This window comes from Mariprofundus aestuarium (assembly GCF_002795805.1).
Classification (GTDB): domain Bacteria; phylum Pseudomonadota; class Zetaproteobacteria; order Mariprofundales; family Mariprofundaceae; genus Mariprofundus; species Mariprofundus aestuarium.
This window is the reverse complement of the sequence record NZ_CP018799.1, coordinates 291,775-311,771: the sequence shown is the minus strand read 5'-3', so window position 1 is coordinate 311,771 and position 19,997 is coordinate 291,775. Positions and strand designations below refer to the sequence as shown.

18 protein-coding genes are annotated in these 19,997 nt (G+C 54.0%); 7 read left to right on the top strand and 11 right to left on the bottom strand.

What is annotated here, in order from left to right; genetic code table 11:
* Nucleotides 1-189: 189 nt before the first annotated feature.
* Nucleotides 190-585 (bottom strand): CBS domain-containing protein, encoded by a 396-nt coding sequence (locus Ga0123461_RS01570; protein ID WP_100278627.1) that lies wholly within the window; start codon nt 583-585, stop codon nt 190-192.
* Between the two features lie 343 nt (nt 586-928).
* Here Ga0123461_RS01570 and Ga0123461_RS01565 point away from each other — a divergent pair, with 343 nt between their 5' ends.
* From Ga0123461_RS01565 to Ga0123461_RS01555, 3 genes are read left to right on the top strand one after another with little or no spacing between them, the layout of a single operon-like run.
* Nucleotides 929-2,185 (top strand): HD-GYP domain-containing protein, encoded by a 1,257-nt coding sequence (locus Ga0123461_RS01565; protein ID WP_100276739.1) that lies wholly within the window; start codon nt 929-931, stop codon nt 2,183-2,185.
* Nucleotides 2,186-2,195: 10 nt separating this feature from the next.
* The gene (locus tag Ga0123461_RS01560; RefSeq protein WP_157819192.1) at nt 2,196-3,158 is read left to right on the top strand and encodes an ABC transporter substrate-binding protein; all 963 of its coding nucleotides are present in this window, start codon (nt 2,196-2,198) and stop codon (nt 3,156-3,158) included.
* On the top strand, nt 3,159-5,750 hold the full coding sequence (locus tag Ga0123461_RS01555; protein ID WP_100276737.1) for an ATP-binding protein: 2,592 nt from the start codon (nt 3,159-3,161) through the stop codon (nt 5,748-5,750).
* Between the two features lies 1 nt (nt 5,751).
* On the opposite strand, the gene Ga0123461_RS12535 is transcribed toward Ga0123461_RS01555, so the two are convergent.
* Both Ga0123461_RS12535 and Ga0123461_RS12530 read right to left on the bottom strand, forming a co-directional pair.
* Nucleotides 5,752-6,063: a JAB domain-containing protein gene (locus tag Ga0123461_RS12535; protein WP_232710280.1), complete on the bottom strand. Its 312-nt coding sequence runs from the start codon at nt 6,061-6,063 to the stop codon at nt 5,752-5,754.
* Nucleotides 6,035-6,430 (bottom strand): UPF0758 domain-containing protein, encoded by a 396-nt coding sequence (locus Ga0123461_RS12530; RefSeq protein WP_232710279.1) that lies wholly within the window; start codon nt 6,428-6,430, stop codon nt 6,035-6,037. The genes Ga0123461_RS12535 and Ga0123461_RS12530 overlap by 29 nt, the downstream gene beginning before the upstream one ends.
* 80 nt (nt 6,431-6,510) lie before the next feature.
* Between Ga0123461_RS12530 and Ga0123461_RS01545 the strand changes: the two genes are divergently transcribed.
* Nucleotides 6,511-11,094, top strand: a complete 4,584-nt coding sequence (locus Ga0123461_RS01545) for an NAD-glutamate dehydrogenase domain-containing protein (RefSeq protein ID WP_100278626.1) — start codon at nt 6,511-6,513, stop codon at nt 11,092-11,094.
* 38 nt (nt 11,095-11,132) lie between these two features.
* Here the strand turns inward: Ga0123461_RS01545 and Ga0123461_RS01540 are convergent, their stop codons facing one another.
* Complete coding sequence (locus Ga0123461_RS01540; RefSeq protein WP_100276736.1) at nt 11,133-11,720, bottom strand: response regulator transcription factor; 588 nt, start codon at nt 11,718-11,720, stop codon at nt 11,133-11,135.
* 276 nt (nt 11,721-11,996) lie between these two features.
* On the opposite strand from Ga0123461_RS01540, the gene Ga0123461_RS01535 reads away from it, so the two are divergent.
* Together Ga0123461_RS01535 and Ga0123461_RS01530 are read left to right on the top strand one after the other, a co-directional pair.
* On the top strand, nt 11,997-12,371 hold the full coding sequence (locus Ga0123461_RS01535; protein WP_100276735.1) for a PAS domain S-box protein: 375 nt from the start codon (nt 11,997-11,999) through the stop codon (nt 12,369-12,371).
* Nucleotides 12,372-13,409 (top strand): HD domain-containing phosphohydrolase, encoded by a 1,038-nt coding sequence (locus Ga0123461_RS01530; RefSeq protein ID WP_232710278.1) that lies wholly within the window; start codon nt 12,372-12,374, stop codon nt 13,407-13,409. It abuts the gene before it with no gap.
* Between the two features lie 260 nt (nt 13,410-13,669).
* On the opposite strand, the gene Ga0123461_RS01525 is transcribed toward Ga0123461_RS01530, so the two are convergent.
* Genes Ga0123461_RS01525 through Ga0123461_RS01495 form a run of 7 tightly spaced genes read right to left on the bottom strand, consistent with a single transcriptional unit; the run spans nt 13,670 to nt 19,061 of the window.
* Entirely contained in the window at nt 13,670-14,218 is a 549-nt protein-coding gene (locus Ga0123461_RS01525) for a DUF924 family protein (RefSeq protein ID WP_100276734.1), read from the bottom strand.
* Nucleotides 14,215-15,090, bottom strand: a complete 876-nt coding sequence (locus tag Ga0123461_RS01520) for a dihydroorotate dehydrogenase electron transfer subunit (protein ID WP_100276733.1) — start codon at nt 15,088-15,090, stop codon at nt 14,215-14,217. The genes Ga0123461_RS01525 and Ga0123461_RS01520 overlap by 4 nt, the downstream gene beginning before the upstream one ends.
* The gene (locus tag Ga0123461_RS01515) at nt 15,083-16,372 is read right to left on the bottom strand and encodes a dihydroorotase (protein WP_100276732.1); all 1,290 of its coding nucleotides are present in this window, start codon (nt 16,370-16,372) and stop codon (nt 15,083-15,085) included. The genes Ga0123461_RS01520 and Ga0123461_RS01515 overlap by 8 nt, the downstream gene beginning before the upstream one ends.
* A complete protein-coding gene (locus Ga0123461_RS01510) occupies nt 16,369-17,367 on the bottom strand; it encodes an aspartate carbamoyltransferase catalytic subunit (RefSeq protein WP_232710277.1) in 999 nt (332 codons plus the stop codon). The genes Ga0123461_RS01515 and Ga0123461_RS01510 overlap by 4 nt, the downstream gene beginning before the upstream one ends.
* Nucleotides 17,355-17,876 (bottom strand): bifunctional pyr operon transcriptional regulator/uracil phosphoribosyltransferase PyrR, encoded by a 522-nt coding sequence (gene pyrR / locus Ga0123461_RS01505; protein ID WP_100276731.1) that lies wholly within the window; start codon nt 17,874-17,876, stop codon nt 17,355-17,357. Before pyrR ends, Ga0123461_RS01510 begins: the two co-directional genes overlap by 13 nt.
* A complete protein-coding gene (ruvX, locus tag Ga0123461_RS01500; RefSeq protein ID WP_100276730.1) occupies nt 17,873-18,397 on the bottom strand; it encodes a Holliday junction resolvase RuvX in 525 nt (174 codons plus the stop codon). The genes pyrR and ruvX overlap by 4 nt, the downstream gene beginning before the upstream one ends.
* Nucleotides 18,369-19,061, bottom strand: a complete 693-nt coding sequence (locus tag Ga0123461_RS01495) for a ferredoxin reductase domain-containing protein (RefSeq protein WP_100276729.1) — start codon at nt 19,059-19,061, stop codon at nt 18,369-18,371. The genes ruvX and Ga0123461_RS01495 overlap by 29 nt, the downstream gene beginning before the upstream one ends.
* A 78-nt stretch (nt 19,062-19,139) precedes the next feature.
* On the opposite strand from Ga0123461_RS01495, the gene Ga0123461_RS01490 reads away from it, so the two are divergent.
* A complete protein-coding gene (locus Ga0123461_RS01490) occupies nt 19,140-19,997 on the top strand; it encodes a 50S ribosomal protein L11 methyltransferase (RefSeq protein ID WP_100276728.1) in 858 nt (285 codons plus the stop codon).

Here is a 19,997-nt window from a genome sequence, read left to right as displayed (position 1 = left end):
CAACCGGACCCTGAATAGCTGCTCTCGTCGGACACTCACATAGATTGGATTGGAAGCATAAAGGATCTCCCCTTTCGGATAAAACTGGGCGGCATTGTTATTACGGGATTTTTTTTATCCTCACAATAAGCGTAGCCACAATTTCCACTGCCAGCTACACGCTCCTATTTTTTCAATAATGTTTTTTGGCTAAAGTGATTTCAATATGTCTCGCCAGCTAATAATTCCAACGGGTTTATGTTCGTCATCGACTACAGGTATACAGGAAATATCGTGGCTGTTGAAAATTTCAATCGCATCATAGATCCGTGCGCCTGGCCCTAAAGTAACAGGGTTCCTTGTCATGATTAGATGCGCTCTTTTATTCAGTGTTGTTTCGTCACTGGCTGTTTCAGAAACAGTGCCAACGGTTGGGCTCAAAGCCTTCAGGAGATCCCTGTCTGAGATCACCCCAAACAACCTGCCAGATTCGACTACGAGCAAATGATGGAATCCGGAACTATCGAAAATTCTTTTAACCTTTCTCAGCGAGTCATACACATCGACAATGACAAGGCTTTTGCTCATGATTGTTTCTACAGTCATCATTTCCCCATCGGCTTTAAGACGCCAACCTGTACTTTCTTTTTTATGCTCCCCTTGTGCCCATATCCCTCATTGAAACTGGATAGTTAACAGCAACAGTGCAGTCCGCTTATCTTAACGTACTATAGACTATCGCAGCAAGGATGCCGAACACCGACTACAGACAGCTGAAAGATGCATTAAACAGGCAATCGCCAGTAAACACATCAAAACACTCACGCAAGCCTTCGCCAAGAAACAGAAACACCATACTCCAATAAAAGAACGTTAAAGTTCCCCCCTATGCCTCCGATACTTCAATAACACCTTCTTGCATAAAGCCGGTCGGAAGGGAGGGGGCAAGATGACCACTCTTAATATCAACCTGCATGAACTGATCTACTCTTTATCAGATGCGCTGGATCTTGTAGGCGTGGTTCAGATTCACCACGGCAAACGTGTTGGCTTCATGGCAGCCGAGTGCGGCAAACACATGGGGCTGGATCCGAAGACGCTGGATAGTCTGTTTCAGGCAGCGATTCTGCATGACTGCGGTGTGTCCAACACCTCCGTGCATGCGCGACTTGCCCAGTTTGAGTGGGAGCAGGTGCACGGTCACTGTGAGATCGGTGCAGGCCTGCTCGGCATCACGCCGCCACTGGCACACCTTTCCGATGTGATTCTTCACCATCATACCCACTGGACGAAACTCAAAGAGATGGACCTCCCGGAAGAGGCCGCCCTGATGGCCAACCTGATTTTCCTTGTCGACCGCGTTGATGTTTTATCCCTGCATGCACAGGTCAAGGATGCCAATATCCTGCTGGGTATGGATGAAATTAATGCTAAAATCGTCGATAAGAGGGGCAGCTGGTTCAACCCTGATCTGGTTGATGCCTTTTTAGAGGTCTCCAGTTCCGAGGCTTTCTGGCTCTCACTTGAGCGCGAACATGTTGATGGTTACGTTTCCGAATGGATCAGCCACGAAACAGCCCGGCCCATTGAATTTGAGGATGTCAAAAGCCTCGTGAAAATCTTCTCCCACATCGTCGATGCAAAAAGCCCTTTCACATATGAACATTCGGAAGGTGTCGCCTGCCTTTCTCGTTATCTGGGAGAGCAATTTGAAATCCCGGACCACAACTGCAACATGCTTTACCTGGCAGGCCTGCTGCATGATATCGGCAAACTCAGGGTGCCCGACAATGTACTGGAAAAGCCAGGCAAGTTATCCAATACGGAGTTTAAAACCATCCAGCGCCACAGCTTCGACACCTTTAATATCCTGAAAAGAATTCGCGGCTTCGATGATATCGCCCAGTGGGCAGGCCAGCACCACGAGCGGGTAGATGGCGGCGGATACCCCTACCGCATAAAGGAGAGCAGACTATCACTGGAGGCACGCATTGTAGCCGTGGCTGACGTTTTTCAGGCACTAGCACAGGACCGCCCCTATCGACCTGCCATGACACCTTCTCAGATTCTCGATATTTTAGCTCGAGATGCAGGGGAGGGTAAACTCGATCATAACGTCATCGCCATGGTAGAGAGGAACCTCGATACATGCTGGATCAAAGCAACCCTTCAGGAGGAGACAGCAGCATATGCCCTCCCCGCCTAACAGATCCCTTATGCGTTCATATCTGGCCAAGCTGATCCTACTCTTCTCGCCGCTCCTTCTCATTGCTTCACCTGCGCTTGCGGCAAAATGCCTCTATATCTCTTCATATCACCAAGGTTACGAGTGGAATGATGGTATTGAGCATGGCATTGAAGCAGTACTGAAGGGCAAATGTGAACTGGATAAGTTCTATCTGGATACCAAGCGTAATACGGGTGAGACATTTGGTGAAACGATGGCGCTGCAGGCAAAGGCCTACATTGATGAGAGCAAGCCGGATATTTTGATTGCTGCTGACGACAATGCCTCCCGCTACCTTATACAACCCTATTTCAAGAATGCTGAAATACCTGTCGTATTCTGCGGTATTAACTCAACGGTTGAGCCCTATGGCTACCCTTACTCCAATGCAACAGGGATGATTGAGATCTCCCCTGTGCGCCCACTTCTGAAGTATGTAAAAAGCAGCGTAGCGAACTTGAGACACGGCATATACCTTGCTGCAGATGTGCTCTCTCAACACAAGGAGTATGAGCTCAACCGATCTGTTTATGAAAGCAATGGGGTTCGACTCACATCCATATTTGTGAAGAATATGGACGACTGGATGGAAGCCTATAGCAAAGCACAGGGGGAAGCCGACTTTTTGATCGTGGGCAACAACGGAGGCATAGAGGATTGGGACGATGAGAAGGCCACCAGCCATGTACTCAAGGAAGGGCGGCTTATTTCAGTGACCAACTACGACTGGATGAACCGCTATGCACTGCTTGCTGCAACAAAGCTTGCCGAAGAACAGGGCGAATGGGCTGCTTCTGTAGCCATCGCTGTTCTTGAGGGGGTGAAAATCAGCGACATCCCCATCGTTGTGAACCGGCGCTGGAAACTGTTCATTAACACCACGTTGATGGAGAAGAGCAACATCAAGCTGCCTCAAGCCATTATGACCAAAGCAACTCGGATCACGATGTAAATGAGGACCTACTCCACAAACAGGGTGTTCCACTTTGCATCAATTGCCGGCGCGCTGATCACAGCACTGCTACTCATGCTGGCATACAACAAGTTAGCAGCTGATGCGGAAGTTCATTTCTTCGAAGAGTCTGCGCAGATCAGGGAGCAGTTGCTTCTACAGAACCTTCATGCCAACGAGGTAGCCGACAACATAATATCACTGTTTCGGGCCTCCGATTATGTGGAGCCGGACGAGTTCCAGATTGTCGCAGAAGATCAGTTGCTGCATTACCCCTATATTCTCTCCGTAGCGTTTCTCCCCCATGTGTTAAAACCGGATGTCGGGGCTTTTGAGAAAGAGATGCAGAAGATCGGTTTTGTGACATATGCCGTCCGCGGCAGCAGTGGTATCTCGGACCACAGCTCCTTCCCCGTGAAGTATATTGAACCGATGACCCCACTAAATGCGTCCTTGCTGGGTCTGGATATGGCATCCATTGGCAAATATGGGCCTCACATCAGCAAGGCCATTCATACCAGATCAGCAACAGCATCCTCTTTTGAGCACTTGGCAAAGAGCGGCATCACCTTCACACTCTTCAAGCCAGTTTTTACTGGCATCACTGCCGTCAACAGTGATGAGATAAACATGGAAGAAGTAAGCGCCTTGGTTGCTGTCAAAGTGAATGCAACGGCTTTAATGAATACGGTAACGATCCCCCAGGGGTTCAATATCTCATGGAAAATACTTGATACGTTCCACCATCCGGTTTCAGGCAAAGAACATCTGCTGGTAAAAAATACTGTCGAACAGGGTAGCCACTTGCTGTTCAAAAGCTTACAAAGTGAGCCCGATCTGGCGTTTGGAGCAGTTGAATCCACACTGATTTTCGAGAAACGTATTTACTGGAAGGATACCGAATATCAATACCTGTTAGCAGCCTTTGCAACCGGATTGGTTCTAACCCTGTTGCTGTTGTTTGCAGCGCGTGGCTTCCAGCTAAGAGACCGGGAGCTTCAGCAACGTAACGAGGAGATTGAAAAACAGGTGAGGAAGAAAACCCGGGACCTGCAACAGAGTGAAGCCAGCATGAATGATGCTCAGCGAATCGCCCGTGTTGGCAGCTGGGAGTTGGACCTTACAAACAATGAACTTAAGTGGTCAGATGAAATCTTCCGGATTTTTGAAGTAGACAAAGAGGCCTTTGGTGCCTCCTACGAGGCATTTATTGATGCAATCCACCCCAATGACCGGGAACTAGTCAACTCGAAATATACTGATTCGGTGGCAAGCAGGCTCCCTTACGACATTGAACACAGGCTCCTGCTTAAGGGCGGCAGGATTAAACATGTACATGAGCATTGCCAAACGATCTATAACAATGAAGGCACCCCGATCCGCTCAAGCGGCACAGTGCAGGACATTACTGAACGCAAGGAACTTGAAGAGCAGCTGCTTCAATCTCAAAAGCTGGAGGCGATTGGCACTCTGGCGGGAGGGATTGCCCATGATTTCAACAACACACTTGCCGCTATTCAGGGCAACCTCTATCTGGCTAAAAAACAGATGGGTAATAAAGAACTGGTTTCCACCAAGCTGAGCAATATAGAGACACTGGGGATACATGCTGCTGAAATTGTTAAGCAACTGCTTACCTTTGCCCGCAAGGACATGGTAAACACCCGGCCGTTTTCTCTCACCTCATTCCTGAGCACCGAGCTTTCACTCTTCAAAAGCATTATCCCTGAGAATATCGATTACACTATTGATCTGTGCGACGAAGGGCTGACCATCCGTGGAGACTCCGCGCAGCTCCAGCAGGCTCTGGTCAACCTGCTGAACAATGCAAGGGATGCTGTTCGCAATACAGAGCAACCAAAAATAAATCTTATGCTTGAATCCTTCACCACAACCACTGCTTTTCAGCAAAAACACCGTGGGATCAAGGGGGAAAGACTTGCCCACCTGATAGTAAGCGATAATGGCAGCGGCATTCCTAAAGCTGCTCTGGAGCATGTGTTCGAACCGTTTTATACGACCAAAGGGGTAGGTGAAGGCACAGGCCTTGGTCTGGCCATGGTCTACGGCTCAATACAAACACATGGGGGCACCATTGAGATCGAGAGCGAACAGGGCAAGGGCTCCACATTCCATATATATCTGCCACTGTGCCAGGAAGATGAGAAGGTGTTAGAGGAGCCTGAGAAAGCACCAGTCCCCGGAGAGGGAGAAACAATTCTTCTTGTAGATGATGATGATGAGGTTCGAAGCACAACCAGAGAGGTCCTGGAGAGCATGGATTACAGGGTATTGACAGCATCGAACGGACAAGAAGGACTGGAGATATTCCATGCCAACCAGAACGATATTGATGTCATTATCAGTGATGTCGTGATGCCGAAAATGGGCGGCGCCGAGCTTGCCAGGCGAGCCAAAGAGATCGATAGCGACATTCAGGTGATTCTCATTACCGGCTATGATGACCAGTGGGCCGCAGAAGCCCAGGGGGCCAGTGAACACACAGAGATTGTTCTCAAGCCTCTCTCATTCCCCAAGCTCAGTCAGACACTGCGAACCATAATTGAATCCAGTGAGCGAACAAACAGCTGATTCAACACCAGCCGTTCTCCTTGAATGAAAGCACCTCTCTTCCTGCAACTAGGAAGTGATCGAGAATCTTGATGTCGAGAGCCGTACAGGCCTCGGCCATGCGTCTGGTCAGTTCGATATCCTCACTGCTTGCCTGCGGCGTGCCGCCCGGATGGTTGTGAAAGAGAATCATACCCTTGGCATCAAGCTCCAGCGCCCGCTTCATCAGGTTGCGCGGGTAAACAGCAGCACGGCCCACTGTTCCCTCAAACAGGACCTGAGTGGCAAAATGGCGATGCTGCTGATCAGTGAAGGCAGCGCCGAAGCACTCCATCCATACCACGCCCCTGCAGCACCAGCCGCAGATGCGCTTTCACCTTCTCCGGCCGGTCATAGACAGACTTTCCCGGCAAGTCGGAAGCGAGATAACGAAGCTCGGTCTGCCTGATCAGGGTAAGGAAGAGCGCCCCCTTCTCGCCGACCCCTTTCACCTGTGACAACTCGGTTACAGAGGCGTCGAATACGCCGGCCAGTGTTCCGAATAGGTCCAGCAACCGTTTGGCGATCGGTTTCACATCGACGCGGGGAATAGCATAGGTGAGCAGCAACTCCAGCACCTCATAGTCGTGAAAACCATCGAAACCATGGCGTGAAAAGCGCTCCCGTAAACGCTGGCGATGCCCCTGCACACTCTCATCCATAATCTTATCAAAGCTGACTGGGTCCGCAGCGTCAAACCCGGTGGATTGCCCTTGCTGGCAGCAACCCCTATGCTATGACCATGCGTCATCTTCGCCGTCAGCTGATCGACCTTCTCGATCAGGCACGCCAACAACACCGGATGGATATCGTTCCGGCACGACTGCTCGCCGTGCTGGTACAGGATTTCCTCTCCCTATTGCCGAAAGGGAAGCCCAAACGGGTGACGATGCACTCCAGCACACTTACCCACGGCAACCTGCATCGCCATATCTTCACCATTCGCTGCCCTGACCAGGCGTTCTATCTCGATGCGATCAGGGCCTACCTTCTCAAACGTGACATTCAACCGATCGGACAGCAGACCATGGTTGCCAAGATGGAGTGCGGAAGTGACGGATGCATGCTCGAACTGCGCAAGCCAGATACACATGACGAAGAGAACTTCATGTTTATCGCCCTGCACATCTCCGCCACGGTGACCCCGGATATCGAGCCGCTCAGAAAAGATATAATGGCGATCCTGAAGGCAGTTGATCTCTCCGTGCGCGATTACGAATCGATGCGCAAGTTTGTTGCTGGCTCTGTGGCGACCCTGATGGCGGACAACAGCGATGCGGCTGCACTGCTCGACTGGATCAATGAAAACCACTTCCTCTATTTCGGCATCTCCCACGAAGGCAGCCATCTGGGCGCGTTTAAAAACAGCCGCGTCTTTGAACGCATCGCACCCGGGCTTGCAGAGCAGATCGCTGCCAGCCCCACCACTGCGGAGATTGGTGCCACATGGCTCAGCCTGAGCGCCAGCAGCCGTTATCTCTACAGTGCCGCCAATGTGGAGGTGGTCCGCATCAACTGGAAAGGGAAAGATGGCAATATTGAAGAGGCCATTATTGTCGGTCACTTCTCTCGCAGCGCCCGTTACGCCAACGCCAGCTACCTTCCGAAACTGGCTGGTCACTGGCGCGATCTTGCCGCTGACCCGCTGCTGCAGCACTCGGCATTCTACCGCCGCGAAATCCGCACCCTCTTCGACCGCATGCCCAAGCGCATTCTACTGGCAAGTCGTGCTACAGATTGGCTGGAGCCACTGAAAGCGATCATCGACCTAGCCGGCCCCATGCAGCTGGTTGCACGCCTGATCCCGGCCATCGAAGGCAATATGGATACTCTGATGATTGCCATCACGGCCAAACGCTACGGCCCGCATGTCATGCAGAACCTGATGCAGACGCTCAACGATGCAGGCCAGGTCACCCATGGTTATGACGCCTTCGGCATCGGCCCGCACCGCATCATCCTGATCGGCATCGACCGCGACACCCCGGCCATCCGGCAGGAGAAGCTCGATGAGCTGATCCTCTCCTGCATCACCTTCTGGAAGGACACCGCCCGTGCCGAGGTGATGCGCCACTCTGATACCCTGAATATTCCAGCAACACTGAATGAGCTTGAAAGGCTGCCGGCGCTTTATCAGGAGCTCTTCCCCCCTTCCCAGTTTACCCGTGACCTGCAGATGCGCCAGCGGGTACTGTTAAGCGGTCAGACCCGTGTCTATGTGACGCCACGCGCCAAAGCAACCGGTGATGAGGTTGAGCTGCACATCTACTCGCTCAGGCAGCCATCACTGGGAACGCTGGTCGACACCATTCGTGCTTTCGGACTCGATCCGATTCAGGAATCGGTGGTGCCTTTCGGCAAAGAAGTAGGGCACACACACGATGCCGAGGGCGAATGTGGCTGTATTCATATCAGCTCCCTGGTCTGCCATGCTCCCCGCCACCTCGACAGCGATGATGCCCAGCGGCTCAGACGCGGCCTGGCAATGGTACTCAACGGTGCCGCCGACCATGATCCGGTCAATGCCCTGCTGATCTCTGGCGGGCTGGAGATCGAGGAGATCGCCGTAGTGATCACCCTGCGCAGTCACCTGATCCAGCTACTGGCCGATGCAGCCAAGCTGCCGATCTCCGACATGATGCTGCGCCATCCTGCCGTCACAGCCGAACTTTACACTCTCTTTGCCGCACGCCATCAACCGGGTGCGCCCGAGAGCGCGCTTCAGGAGGCTCAGGCAACATTCAGCGAGGTGATGAGTACTATCGACAACCTCTCGGACGATCGCTGGTTCCGGGCACTGGCCGAGCTGGTAGAGGCAGGCCTGCGCACCAACGCCTTTATTCGGGAAGAGGGTACGCCGATCGGTATCAAGATCGAACCGAACAGGCTGAGCTTCAGTCCGGAGCCCAGGCCCTACCGCGAAATATTCGTACATGGTGTCCATCTGGAAGGCGTTCACCTGCGAGCCGGCCCGATTGCGCGCGGCGGGCTGCGCTTCTCCGATCGCCACGCCGACTACAGGACCGAGGTGCTCGAGCTGATGCGCACCCAGGTGGTCAAAAACGGTCAGATCGTGCCGACCGGATCAAAGGGTGGTTTTGTTGTGCGCGACGGCGCTGGTGCATCCTTCGTGCTGGATCAGTACCGCGGATTTATCGACACTCTGCTGTCGCTGACCGACAACCTGCATGAAGGCGTAACCACGCCACCTGAGGGCATCCGCATCGCCACACACGATAGTAATGACCCCTATCTTGTCGTTGCCGCTGACAAGGGAACCGCACGCTTCTCCGATGATGCCAACGAGCGCGCCCTTAAGGCTGGCTTCTGGCTCGGTGATGCCTTTGCCAGCGGCGGACGCCATGGCTATGACCACAAGAAGGTCGGTATCACGGCACGCGGCGCCTGGGTCTGCGCTGCCCACCACTTTGCCAAACAGGGCATCGATGCCTACAGCGATCCGATCAGCTGCGTCGGCATCGGCGATATGGGCGGTGACGTATTCGGCAACGGCATGCTGCTTAATCCGAAGCTGCAACTGATCGCTGCCTTCAACCACCGCCATATCTTCCTCGACCCAACCCCTGATGTAAAAAAGGCCTTTGCCGAGCGCAAACGACTGTTTGATGAAATGGGCGGCTGGGATGCTTACAACCAACAGCTGATCAGTGAGGGTGGCGGCGTATTTGAGCGCAGCGCCAAACATATCGTGCTTACCCCTAACATACGCAAACTCCTTGCTGCAGAGGCCAGCGCCCTTTCCGGAGAGGCATTGATCCGGGCCATCCTTTCCGCTCCGGTCGACCTGCTCTTTAATGGTGGTATAGGCACCTACATCAAGGCCAGCAGCGAGAGTCATGCCGATGTGCGCGATCCCGCCAACAATGCAGTACGCATCGATGCAACAGCACTGCGCTGCAAGGTTCTCAGCGAAGGCGGCAATCTCGGCCTTACCCAGCGGGCACGCATAGAATATGCCCTGGCTGGCGGCACCATCAACACCGATGCGATGGACAATTCAGCCGGTGTGGACATGTCCGACCACGAGGTAAACCTCAAGATCCTGCTATCGAAACAGTCGGGCAGAAATATCGCCTTCGAGGAACGCAATACGCTGCTCAAGGAGCTGACCGAGTCGGTCACGCATCAGTGCCTGCACGACAACCTGCTGCAGTCGCGCTGCCTCACCCTGGCCGAACTGGCTGCCACCATTCACCCGCTGCGCCTGCGCCGGCTGCGCAACCACCTGACCAAGCAGGGCTGGCTCGATGAGGCTGTTGCCCCGAGGATCAGTGAGGATGAGCTGCTGCCGCTCAGGCCGCAGCTATCTGTTCTGCTCGGGCAGGAGAAGAACCGTATCCATGCCTGCCTGAGCAGCGAATCGTTTCACCAGAGCTGCGCCTTCAACAAGAAACTGCTCAAGCGCTATTTTCCGGAAGCGCTGCACAGGCGTTTCTCTATTAATTTCGAGCTCCATCCACTTGCCTCGGAGATTATCCAGACGGAGGCAACCAATCATGTCGTCAACCATTTCGGGCTCGGTGCCGTGCACCACCTTGAGACCATGGTTGACCATTCCGTCAGCGAAATCGTCGAAGCGCTGCTGATCAGCGAGTCACTGCTTGATGCCGAGGCGTTGCGCGATGCGATCTGGCAAGAGGTCAACAGCCCCAATCAGGCGCTCAAGCTTCAGCTGGAACTTCAGGAGCAGCTGCTTCACTTTGCCGAAGAGCTGTTGCGCCTCTGTTCTGTCGATGATCTCGATCAGGCATGGGTGGCGCGGCACAGCAAAGGGCTTTCCCACTTCCGCGATCATCTGGCCGAAGATACAGCCACTGCCGAGACCTTCGGGCTACTGCCTGAGCAGGCCCTGCAACTGGCTGCCATGCCGGAGCTCAGTCATGCCGCCTGCGCCCTGCACCTCTCTTCAACATTGAACAAAACGTTGGCCCGCAGCCTGTCGGCAAGCCGGGTATGCCTGCAACTGCTCCCGATCAGGCAGATGGAGGCGCAACTGCGCACCCGTGACTGGGGCGAGCCCGATGCCCACAGCCTGCGCCGTGAGTGGCTGCACCGCCTTGTCATACTCAAAGAGAATGCGATCCGCCGCCTGCTTGATGAACATGAAGGAGAGTTTGAATCGACGGGCAAAACCCTGTGGCACGAGCACCCCCTATGGAAAACGGTTGAGCCTTACATGAACGGGGAAAAGAGAGAGGGTGAATCTGAGAAAAAGCCGCAGGGAGAGCCGCGACGTGCAGAGTCCCGCCGCATGCAACTGCTGCTGGCACTGACCCGCCTCGAGTCGATCATAGGCAACAGTTAAACCCTGCTTTCGGCCAATTTACTGGCTTGTCATTCCCTTCATTGGTAATGCAAGCCCATTAGTGAGATTAATTGTTGCCTGTTTTGAACATTGAGCTTTTCAAACACCGACCCAACATGAAACTTCACTGTATGCAGTGAAACATTAAGCTGGGCTGCGATCTCTTTATTGCTGACACCTGAACAAACGAAGCCAAGTATTTCAGATTGCCTTTGCGTTAATATGATATTGGCATCGTTATTTAACGAGGATGGTAAATAAACCTCTCCTTCCAATGCTCGCTTTACGCCAGTAAGAAGCTCCTTGCATGACAAGGTTTTTGGTATAAACCCTGAGGCACCAAAACTCATGATGGTTTGAATTAATATTGGGTGCTCTGAGGCAGAGCAGACTATGACTCTTGAATTCGGAAAATGGTCAATGATTTGATTTACACTCAACAGCCCATTCATGTTAGGCATAGAGAGATCCAACAGGACAACAGCTGGTTGAATGCTTGTGCATACCTCTATCACAGAGGAGTAATCTGAAGCCTCGAGAATTTCTGCATCTGGATACACCACCTCCAGAAGGGTGCGCACCAGCTCTCGATGTAAACAGTGATCATCTGCAATCAAAATCTTCATATTTCACCATAATAGTTCATGCAATTCCCTTGAATACCTAGCCAGAAGTCTAGAGGGACTGATAGCTAGCAATAGATCAAGAATGAGCAACTAAAAAACCACACAGCAAGCCAAAACCTAAACCAAAGTGCAGTTGTGAATTCAAATCCGCAAGCCGAGCCTTACCGCATATTGAACATACTCCCATTGCATTGGCTACTAATAGCATAAATAAGTTCTATTAATATCAACACCACGGGGAACGTATTTAAATAAACACCTCTTGAGGAGAGGCCAATGAGCAAGTGCGAAGTAACCATTGAGTCATTGAAACGGGAAAAGGATACTCCTGTCGTCTTGATTGATCACAAGGGTTTTGTCATTTATGTAAACAGGGCGTTTGAGGCCCTGTTTGGCTGGAGTTCCGAAGAGATGATTGGCGAGATCATCACCATGATTATCCCGCAGGGGATGCGCGATGCCCACCACCTCGGATTCTCCCGGTTTGTCACGACCGGTGAGGCGCGCATCATGAACCAGACGCTCAAACTTGCCGCAGTGAACAGGGCTGGCGAACAGTTTGATGCGGAGCATTATATTGTGGCTGAGAAGGTTGATGGTCATTGGCAGATCGGCGCAACCATACGCCCGTTAAGCAAGGACAGTGAATAATTGACCCCTGAGGAGACAGACAACCTCATCGGCCACCTGCGCTTAACGCTGGGCAAGATGGAGGCGTCGCTGGACTCCATCACCGAAGGGCTTATCTGGATCAATGAGGATGATCGTATTCAGTGGTGCGACAATGCATTTGCCCGGATGCTCGGTCAGCCACCCATTCAGCTATTGGGAAAGGATCTGTTCGATATTATGCCCCTTGCGCTGAAGGGGGCGTCTCTCGAAAGGGGCGAGCACCCGGTTAGTCGGGTCAACAAAGAGTGCCGGCAGGCCATCGGCCAATATGAATATACCAATGAACACACACGCACCTTTGAAACATCTGCCTCCTATGTTGACCTGCAGAGCGCGGGTTTCAGCAAGGTGGTGGTCTTTCACGACATCACGCAACAGAAACAGGCATTTGGAATGCTGGAAGAGAGCAAGTCGAGGCTTCGGTCTGCGCTAAGAGGCACGGTCCAGGTTGTTTCCAAAGCAGTGGAAGCCAGGGACCCCTATACAAGCGGCCACCAGCTGAGGGTTTCCAGCCTCTCAAGGGCAATTGCCCAGGAGATGGGATGGAATGATGAGCAGGTTGAAGGGGTCAGGCTTGGAGCCATCGTCCATGATATAGGCAAGATACAGGTGCCTGCCGAGATTCTCAGTAAACCCACGAAACTCACCACGGCCGAATATGAGCTTGTTCGCTGCCATGCCGAGGCCGGGTTTGAGATTCTGAAAGATGTGGAATTTCCATGGCCTGTCGCCAACATAGCCTACCAGCACCATGAGCGACTGGACGGGAGCGGTTATCCGCAGGGGCTGAAGGGTGATGAGATCTGCCCGGAGGCCAAAATCGTGGCGGTAGCCGATGTTGTCGAAGCGATGAGTTCGCATCGCCCGTATCGTGCGGGCCTCGGGTTGGAAGTTGCTCTGGGTGAGATAGCGATAAATCGCGGCCGTTTCTACGATCTGGCAGCAGTGGATGCCTGCCTGAAGATATTCAAGGATGGTAGCTACAGCCTTGAAGGCGGGCTGTCTGTGGAACGATAGGCTGGCGAAACCATTGTGCTTCGGAGCCGCCAGATTCAGGAGGCCCCTCTTTGTTCTGCCGACAGAGCTCTTTCAGACATTGATAAAAACCACCTTACTCCAATCGTGCGCTTTGTTACTTAGGCCAGCTATGACCCTCAAGCTTTTATTGCAACAGCTCCAAAAAACATGCCCGAACCTCGACTTTCGGGGGGTAGCCCGCAACCAAGTGCGTATGACAAGCCTCCGAAACTGGCCGGAAACGGGCGTGCAAGCTTCGATTAGAAGGAGGAGTCGGGCTGGGTCAGGAATTCGATCTCTTCCGGCGTGGATTCCCGGCCGAGGATGGCGTTGCGATGAGGGTAACGACCGAAGCGGTCGATAATCGCTTTATGCTTAATCTCAAACTCAAGATTATATTCCGCACCTGGCTGGTCGAACAGTTTGAGCGCCTGCGTATGGATCGCCATCGATTCGCTGTGCATGTAAGGCATGTAGAAGAATGCTTTCTCAGGCACATCAAACTCCTGATCGGCACCAATGCGTACCGCCTCCTGCGCTAACACCAGCACCATGCCGTCAAAGGCGAAGGCATTCGGGGTGTCGCGATGGATGTTCCGTGAAAACTGGTCGAGCACGATAATCTCGGCGAGGCGGCCGACCGCAGTTTCGCGCCAGTCGTAGAGCTTGGCGGCTACCGCATCCCGATGCAGGTCGCCAAAGCGCTGCCTGATCTCCTCATCCAGTCGTTCGTCCTTAACCCACCACTGGCGCGGTTCAAGCTCAGAGAACCAGAACTGCAGGACATCAATGGCAGATGCAGAACTCATGCAAACTCGGGCAGCAGCCCGGCCTCGAACACCGGCCCATCGACACAGACGCGGCGATACTTCTCTTCGCCATCCTCAACGGTTTTGACTACACAACCGGCACAACCGCCGATCCCGCAAGCCATGTGCTCCTCAAGGCTAAGGTAGGTCGGCAGGTCAAACTCGCGCCCTACCCTCGCCACTGCATGCAGCATCGGATGTGGACCACAGGAGAGCAGCACACAGCGGTCGCGCTCCTCTTGGGTCAGGGCAGCCAGATAATCACGCGCCAGGTTCGGCACATGTCCCTCGTAACAGCCATAGAGTCCGGCATTGGAAGCCAGGCGGGAGGGAATATCGCGCTCCTCAAGCGAACGAACCGCAAGAATCGCATTGCCGTTGACGCCGGGCAGCAGCGTAGCCGATGGTTTAAGCGCAAAAGGGAACTCAACTTCAGAACCGGCAAAAACGACACAATCGCCGTCCCTGCCGTGTAGATTATCAGCAGCAAAGATCATCGGTGGAATACCGACACCGCCACCGATCAGCACATAACGCTTTGAGAGATCCGAGATGTCAAACGGCTCCCCAATCGGTCCGAGCATCGGAACCAAGTCGCCCACCTTACGCTCTGAGAGCAGATGGGTACCCTCACCAATCGCCTTGTAGAGCAGATCAACCGTTCCACGCTCTGGATCGGTAAGCATGATCGAGATCGGACGGCGCAGTGCCCGCTCATCAGAGACGCGCAGGTGCACAAACTGGCCCGGTTTCGCCTTGACTGCTGTTTTCGGCGCCTTCACACGCATCACAAACTGGTCACCCGGATGGGTAACATGGGCCAGCACCTCGGCCTGCTCTTCAAAGATAGTTCCCCGCTGTTCGTTAGCCACGCACTTCTCCTTCTGCAAACACAATGCGTCCCGCTTTCACGGTATGGGTCACCAGACCCGTCATCTCTTTGCCGTGCCACGGCGTATTCTTACCCTTGGAAACCATCTTCTCACGATCAAGTACCCATGTGGTATCAGCATCAAAGATGGTGACATCTGCCTCAGCACCCACAGAGAGCGTACCTGATTCCAGCCCCAGCAGGCGGGCAGGATTAGCCGTCATCTTGGCGATCAAGTCAGGCATCGTGAGCACACCAGAACGTACCAGTTCCAGTGATACCGGCAGCATCGTTTCCAGCCCTACAATACCGAATGCGGCGCAGGAGAGGCCGCAGCGTTTGTCATCCTCATGATGTGGGGCATGGTCAGTGGCGATCACCTCAATGGTGCCATCCCTTAACCCCTCAATCACGGCCAGGCGATCGGCTTCGGTGCGCAGCGGAGGACTCACCTTGGCATCCACATTGTAACCCAGCACCTCCTCTTCGGTCAGTGCGAAATGGTGCGGTGCAGCCTCGGTTGAAACCTTCAATCCTTCTGCGCGCGCCTTGCGTACCAGCGCCACGCCGCCCTGCGTGGAGATGTGCGCCACGTGGTAACGGGCATCAGCGCGGCGGGCCAGCATAATGTCGCGGGCGATCATCGAATCCTCACCCTCTGCCGGCATACCGGAGACGCCGAGCTGGGTGGAGACCCACCCCTCGTTAATCGCACCACCGGCCGTCAGCTGTTTCTCCTCGGCATGCTGAATCACCATAAAGCCGAAGCTTGAAGCGTACTCCAGCGCCTTGCGCATCACGCCCGCATGCCAAATCGGCAAACCATCATCAGAGAAGGCTACACAGCCGCAGCGGGAGAGTTCACGCATCTCGGTCAGCTCTTTGCCTTCAAGGTTTTTTGTGACCGCGCCGATCGGATGCACATTGCACAGCCCCACCTGCCTGGCTCGTGCAATAATCTGCAGCGCAATACCAGCGTGATCGATGTGAGGTCCAGTATTGGGCATGCAGCAGATCGAGGTAACGCCACCGGCAACCGCAGCACGGGAGCCCGATTCAATATCCTCTTTCCACTCCTGGCCCGGTTCACGCAGGTGCACATGCATATCGATCAGGCCCGGGCAGACAATTTTACCATCTGCATCAATCACTTCATCGGCTTCTCCATCATAAGCACCGATAGCGGCAACCTTGCCCTCTACGATCCAGAGATTGGCTACCTCATCAAGGCCATTGGCCGGATCAATTATGTGTCCGTTCTTTATCAGCAGCTTGCCGCTCATAACAGTGTCCTCTGTGCCTGCATTGCTTCATCGGACTGCTCTCTCTTGCTGCCCGTTTTCTTCTTCTCTTCCGCCTGACCACCGCACAGAGCTGCCAGCACAGCCATGCGAATGGCTACGCCGTGCTCAACCTGTTCAAGGATATGGCTTTTCGCCGAATCGGCGACATCGGTGGCAATTTCCACACCACGGTTCATCGGCCCCGGATGCATGACGATGCAGTCGGGCCCTGCTGCGCGCAGCCGCTTCGCATTCAGTCCGTAGGCCTCGTGGTATTCACGGATTGATGGGAAGGCGCAGTTATCGGTCAACCGCTCAGTCTGCACACGCAGCATGTAGACCGCATCGGAGCCGGGCAGTGCCGCATCGAAATCGTGGTACACCTCGCAGCCGTAACGCTCGATCTGGGATGGCAGCAGTGTTTTCGGAGCCACGATCCGCATGCTATAACCCAGCTTTTTCGCTGCCAGCAGATGTGAGCGGGCCACACGCGAGTGGGCGATATCGCCGACCATCGTAATTACCTTGCCCTGCGGGTTTCCCCAGGCCTGCTTCAACGTCAGCAGGTCGGTAAGGATCTGGGTGGGATGCTCATGCGCCCCATCACCGGCATTCACGAGTGAGGTGTTGGGAAGGTAATCAGCCAGAAACTCGCAGGTACCGGCCAGCGAGTGGCGAATCACCAGCACATGCGGCTGCATTGCCGCCAGTGTCTGTCCTGTATCGAGCAGTGTCTCGCCCTTTTTGGTGGCACTGGTTGAGGCGGAGATGTTGATCACATCGGCAGAGAGGCGCTTGCCCGCCAGCTCGAAGCTGGTGCGCGTGCGCGTGGAGTTCTCGAAGAAGAGATTGATGATTGTCTTGCCGCGCAAGGTTGGTGCCTTTTTCAGCGGGCGTCGGTTGATCTCGATAAAGGAGTCACCGAGATTGACCAGATATTCGATCTGCTCCCGGTCTAGATCGGCAATGCCGAAGAGATGTTTTATTGGTCGCACTGTTTCACCTGCCTCTGCTCAATAGTCCAAGCCCCTTCCGTAAGCAGCTCCACCGTGCAATCTGCCGGAGCTTCATGGATCAGCCCTGCACATTCAGCAGCAATCGGCAGCTGCCTGCCACCGCGATCCACCAGCACGGCCAGGTGGATCGATGCCGGCCGGCCATAATCAAATATTTCATCCATGGCTGCGCGTATCGTGCGGCCCGAGTAGAGCACGTCATCCACCAGCCAGATGTTTTTGCCTGCGACATCAAATGGAATCTCACTGCGCCGCACCAGCGGGTGCGGTGCAATGGTATCAAGATCGTCACGGTAGAAGCTGATATCGAGATCACCGCGGGTTACGGTTGCACCCCGCTCCTCAAGGCGCCGCTGAATCGCATCAGCGACATCAGCACCACCGCTATGAATGCCGACCAGAAAAACTTCATCAGCGTGGATCGCCTTGCTCATGTTATCCAGTGCGACTTCAACCGCCCGGTTATCAAACAGTACCGTTTCACTCATCCTTTCAACTCCGGGTGGCCGAAAATAAAATCCTCCAGTATCACGGCTGCTGCCGTCTGGTCGATCTTCTCTTTCACCTTTTTCTCATTTAATCCCTGTGCATAGAGACGCTCTTTCGCCGTCCAGGACGACAGCCTCTCATCCTGAAATACCACCGGCAGGTCGATCACCAGCTTGAGTTCCCGTACCGCGGCGCGCGCATCTCTGGCCTGCACGCCTTCGGTACCGTCCATGTTTTTGGGAAGCCCCGCCACAATGCCTTTGGAGCCATACTCGCGGATAAGCTTGAGCAGCTGCCTGGGCCACCCTTTGTCATTGCGGTGCAGATAGGTCACCCCACGGCAAGAGATGGCGAGGCGGTCGCAAACGGCCACACCGATGCGTTTCATTCCGATATCGAGTGCCAGCAGCGGAAGTTGCAGATTATCAGGTAGTTTTTCAGACCGGGATTTTGAAATGGGTGATTCTGCTCCGGAGTCGAGCGTCACTGGATCAGTGGTTGAGCAGAATGCAGTCGTCATTAAACCCGAGATTCTGCAGCGTTTCGGTACAGGCGTCTACCATTGGACTCATGCCTGCCAGGCAGGCCACGGCATTGGTTCCATCCGGTGCATCAGCCTTGAGTGCATGCTGCACATAACCGATCGGTCCATCCCAGCTTTCGTGCCCCATCTCAAGTGTAATAGATACCTCGATATTGTGGCGGGAAAGCTCGCCCAGCTCCTCGGTCAGCAGCTGATGCATCTCAGTCAGGAAACCGGCATAGATCGTCACCTTCCCGAACGCCTCACGGTGGCGAATAATACTGTGCCAGAGGCTGCGTAGCGGCGCGATGCCGGTCCCCACACCAATCAGGTAGACATCAGCGCCCTTGAAAGGGGTAAGGTCGAAACCTTTACCCATCGGACCTTCCACCTCGAGAAGCGCACCAGCCTCTATATCGCAAAGGTAGGCGGAGAGTGGCCCTGCATTTTTCACAAAGAATTCGTAGCCCTCTGGCTCATCCGGACACGATGCAATGGCAAAGTAACCGGGCGCAGGCTCTTTCAGCTTCGGGATGCCGATACGCACATACTGGCCTGGCCGGAAGCTCGGAAGCTTGCCCCGCAAGGGTTCAAGCGTCATGTGAATGACAGTATCCTTACAATCAGGATCGGTGATGCGGATATTTTCTTTCACCCGCATGCGATATGTAGAAGAGTTCTGCAATTGAAAAATGACCTCCGATGTCAGGAGGGCTATTGCAACGAAGGGGAGCACAAGATGCAAGCATCAAAATGCCTTGAACTTAAAATTCCGGCTATCACAGTCTCTGAAGAGGAGTTTGAACTTCTTGCAGCATCCCTTGGTGCGCTGGGCCTAGCCGAAGAGACCGATGCCGATTCCGGCATCACCGACCGTATCGCATGGTTTGCCATCGAAGAGAATGAGGCTGAGATCCGCACCACCGTCACTGAGGCAGTGCGGCGACACGGTATTAGCGGCGAACTGATCTCTCTGAATACGCTGGAACAGCAGAACTGGGAAACAGCCTGGCAAAAGGACTGGCAGTCGATGGATATCGGAAAAAACCTGCGGGTGCGCCCCTCTTTCTGTGATGCGCCGGATGACGGTCGTGTCGACATCGTACTCGATCCCGGCATGGCGTTTGGCACCGGAACTCACCCCACCACGCAGCTCTGTCTTGAAGCGGTCGAGCGCATCTGCAGTGCGACTCCCCCGGCTACCCTGCTCGATATGGGAGCAGGCTCCGGCATTCTCGCCATCGCCGCCCTGAAACTTGGCGCTGGATCTGCCCTGGCCATTGATATGGAGGAGGAGTCGGTCGAAGCGTGTGAAACCAACGCAGCGATCAATCATGTTACATTGAAAGCCCTTCTTGATGACACGCCACCAAAGGAGCGCTTCGATCTGGTCGTGGCCAATATCCTGGCGGGTCCTCTGGTTTGGATGGCAAAAGAGCTGGCCCCCTGTGTTGGTGGCCACCTGATCCTCTCAGGACTGCTGACCACGCAGGTGGACGATGTGGCCGAGTCCTATATCAAAGAGGGACTCTTTGAAATCCGCCGCGATTCACAGAATGAGTGGGCATCAGTGGAGTTTGCAGCGCAAAAACCTTAA

Bases quoted from the DNA above. Each gene is read 5' to 3' on its own strand.
- Ga0123461_RS01570 (WP_100278627.1), bottom strand. From the start codon at position 585: ATGACTGTAGAAACAATCATGAGCAAAAGCCTTGTCATTGTCGATGTG.
- Ga0123461_RS01565 (WP_100276739.1), top strand. From the start codon at position 929: ATGACCACTCTTAATATCAACCTGCATGAACTGATCTACTCTTTATCA.
- Ga0123461_RS01560 (WP_157819192.1), top strand. From the start codon at position 2,196: ATGCGTTCATATCTGGCCAAGCTGATCCTACTCTTCTCGCCGCTCCTT.
- Ga0123461_RS01555 (WP_100276737.1), top strand. From the start codon at position 3,159: ATGAGGACCTACTCCACAAACAGGGTGTTCCACTTTGCATCAATTGCC.
- Ga0123461_RS12535 (WP_232710280.1), bottom strand. From the start codon at position 6,063: ATGGAGTGCTTCGGCGCTGCCTTCACTGATCAGCAGCATCGCCATTTT.
- Ga0123461_RS12530 (WP_232710279.1), bottom strand. From the start codon at position 6,430: ATGGATGAGAGTGTGCAGGGGCATCGCCAGCGTTTACGGGAGCGCTTT.
- Ga0123461_RS01545 (WP_100278626.1), top strand. From the start codon at position 6,511: ATGCGTCATCTTCGCCGTCAGCTGATCGACCTTCTCGATCAGGCACGC.
- Ga0123461_RS01540 (WP_100276736.1), bottom strand. From the start codon at position 11,720: ATGAAGATTTTGATTGCAGATGATCACTGTTTACATCGAGAGCTGGTG.
- Ga0123461_RS01535 (WP_100276735.1), top strand. From the start codon at position 11,997: ATGAGCAAGTGCGAAGTAACCATTGAGTCATTGAAACGGGAAAAGGAT.
- Ga0123461_RS01525 (WP_100276734.1), bottom strand. From the start codon at position 14,218: ATGAGTTCTGCATCTGCCATTGATGTCCTGCAGTTCTGGTTCTCTGAG.
- Ga0123461_RS01515 (WP_100276732.1), bottom strand. From the start codon at position 16,372: ATGAGCGGCAAGCTGCTGATAAAGAACGGACACATAATTGATCCGGCC.
- pyrR (WP_100276731.1), bottom strand. From the start codon at position 17,876: ATGAGTGAAACGGTACTGTTTGATAACCGGGCGGTTGAAGTCGCACTG.
- ruvX (WP_100276730.1), bottom strand. From the start codon at position 18,397: ATGACGACTGCATTCTGCTCAACCACTGATCCAGTGACGCTCGACTCC.
- Ga0123461_RS01495 (WP_100276729.1), bottom strand. From the start codon at position 19,061: ATGCGGGTGAAAGAAAATATCCGCATCACCGATCCTGATTGTAAGGAT.
- Ga0123461_RS01490 (WP_100276728.1), top strand. From the start codon at position 19,140: ATGCAAGCATCAAAATGCCTTGAACTTAAAATTCCGGCTATCACAGTC.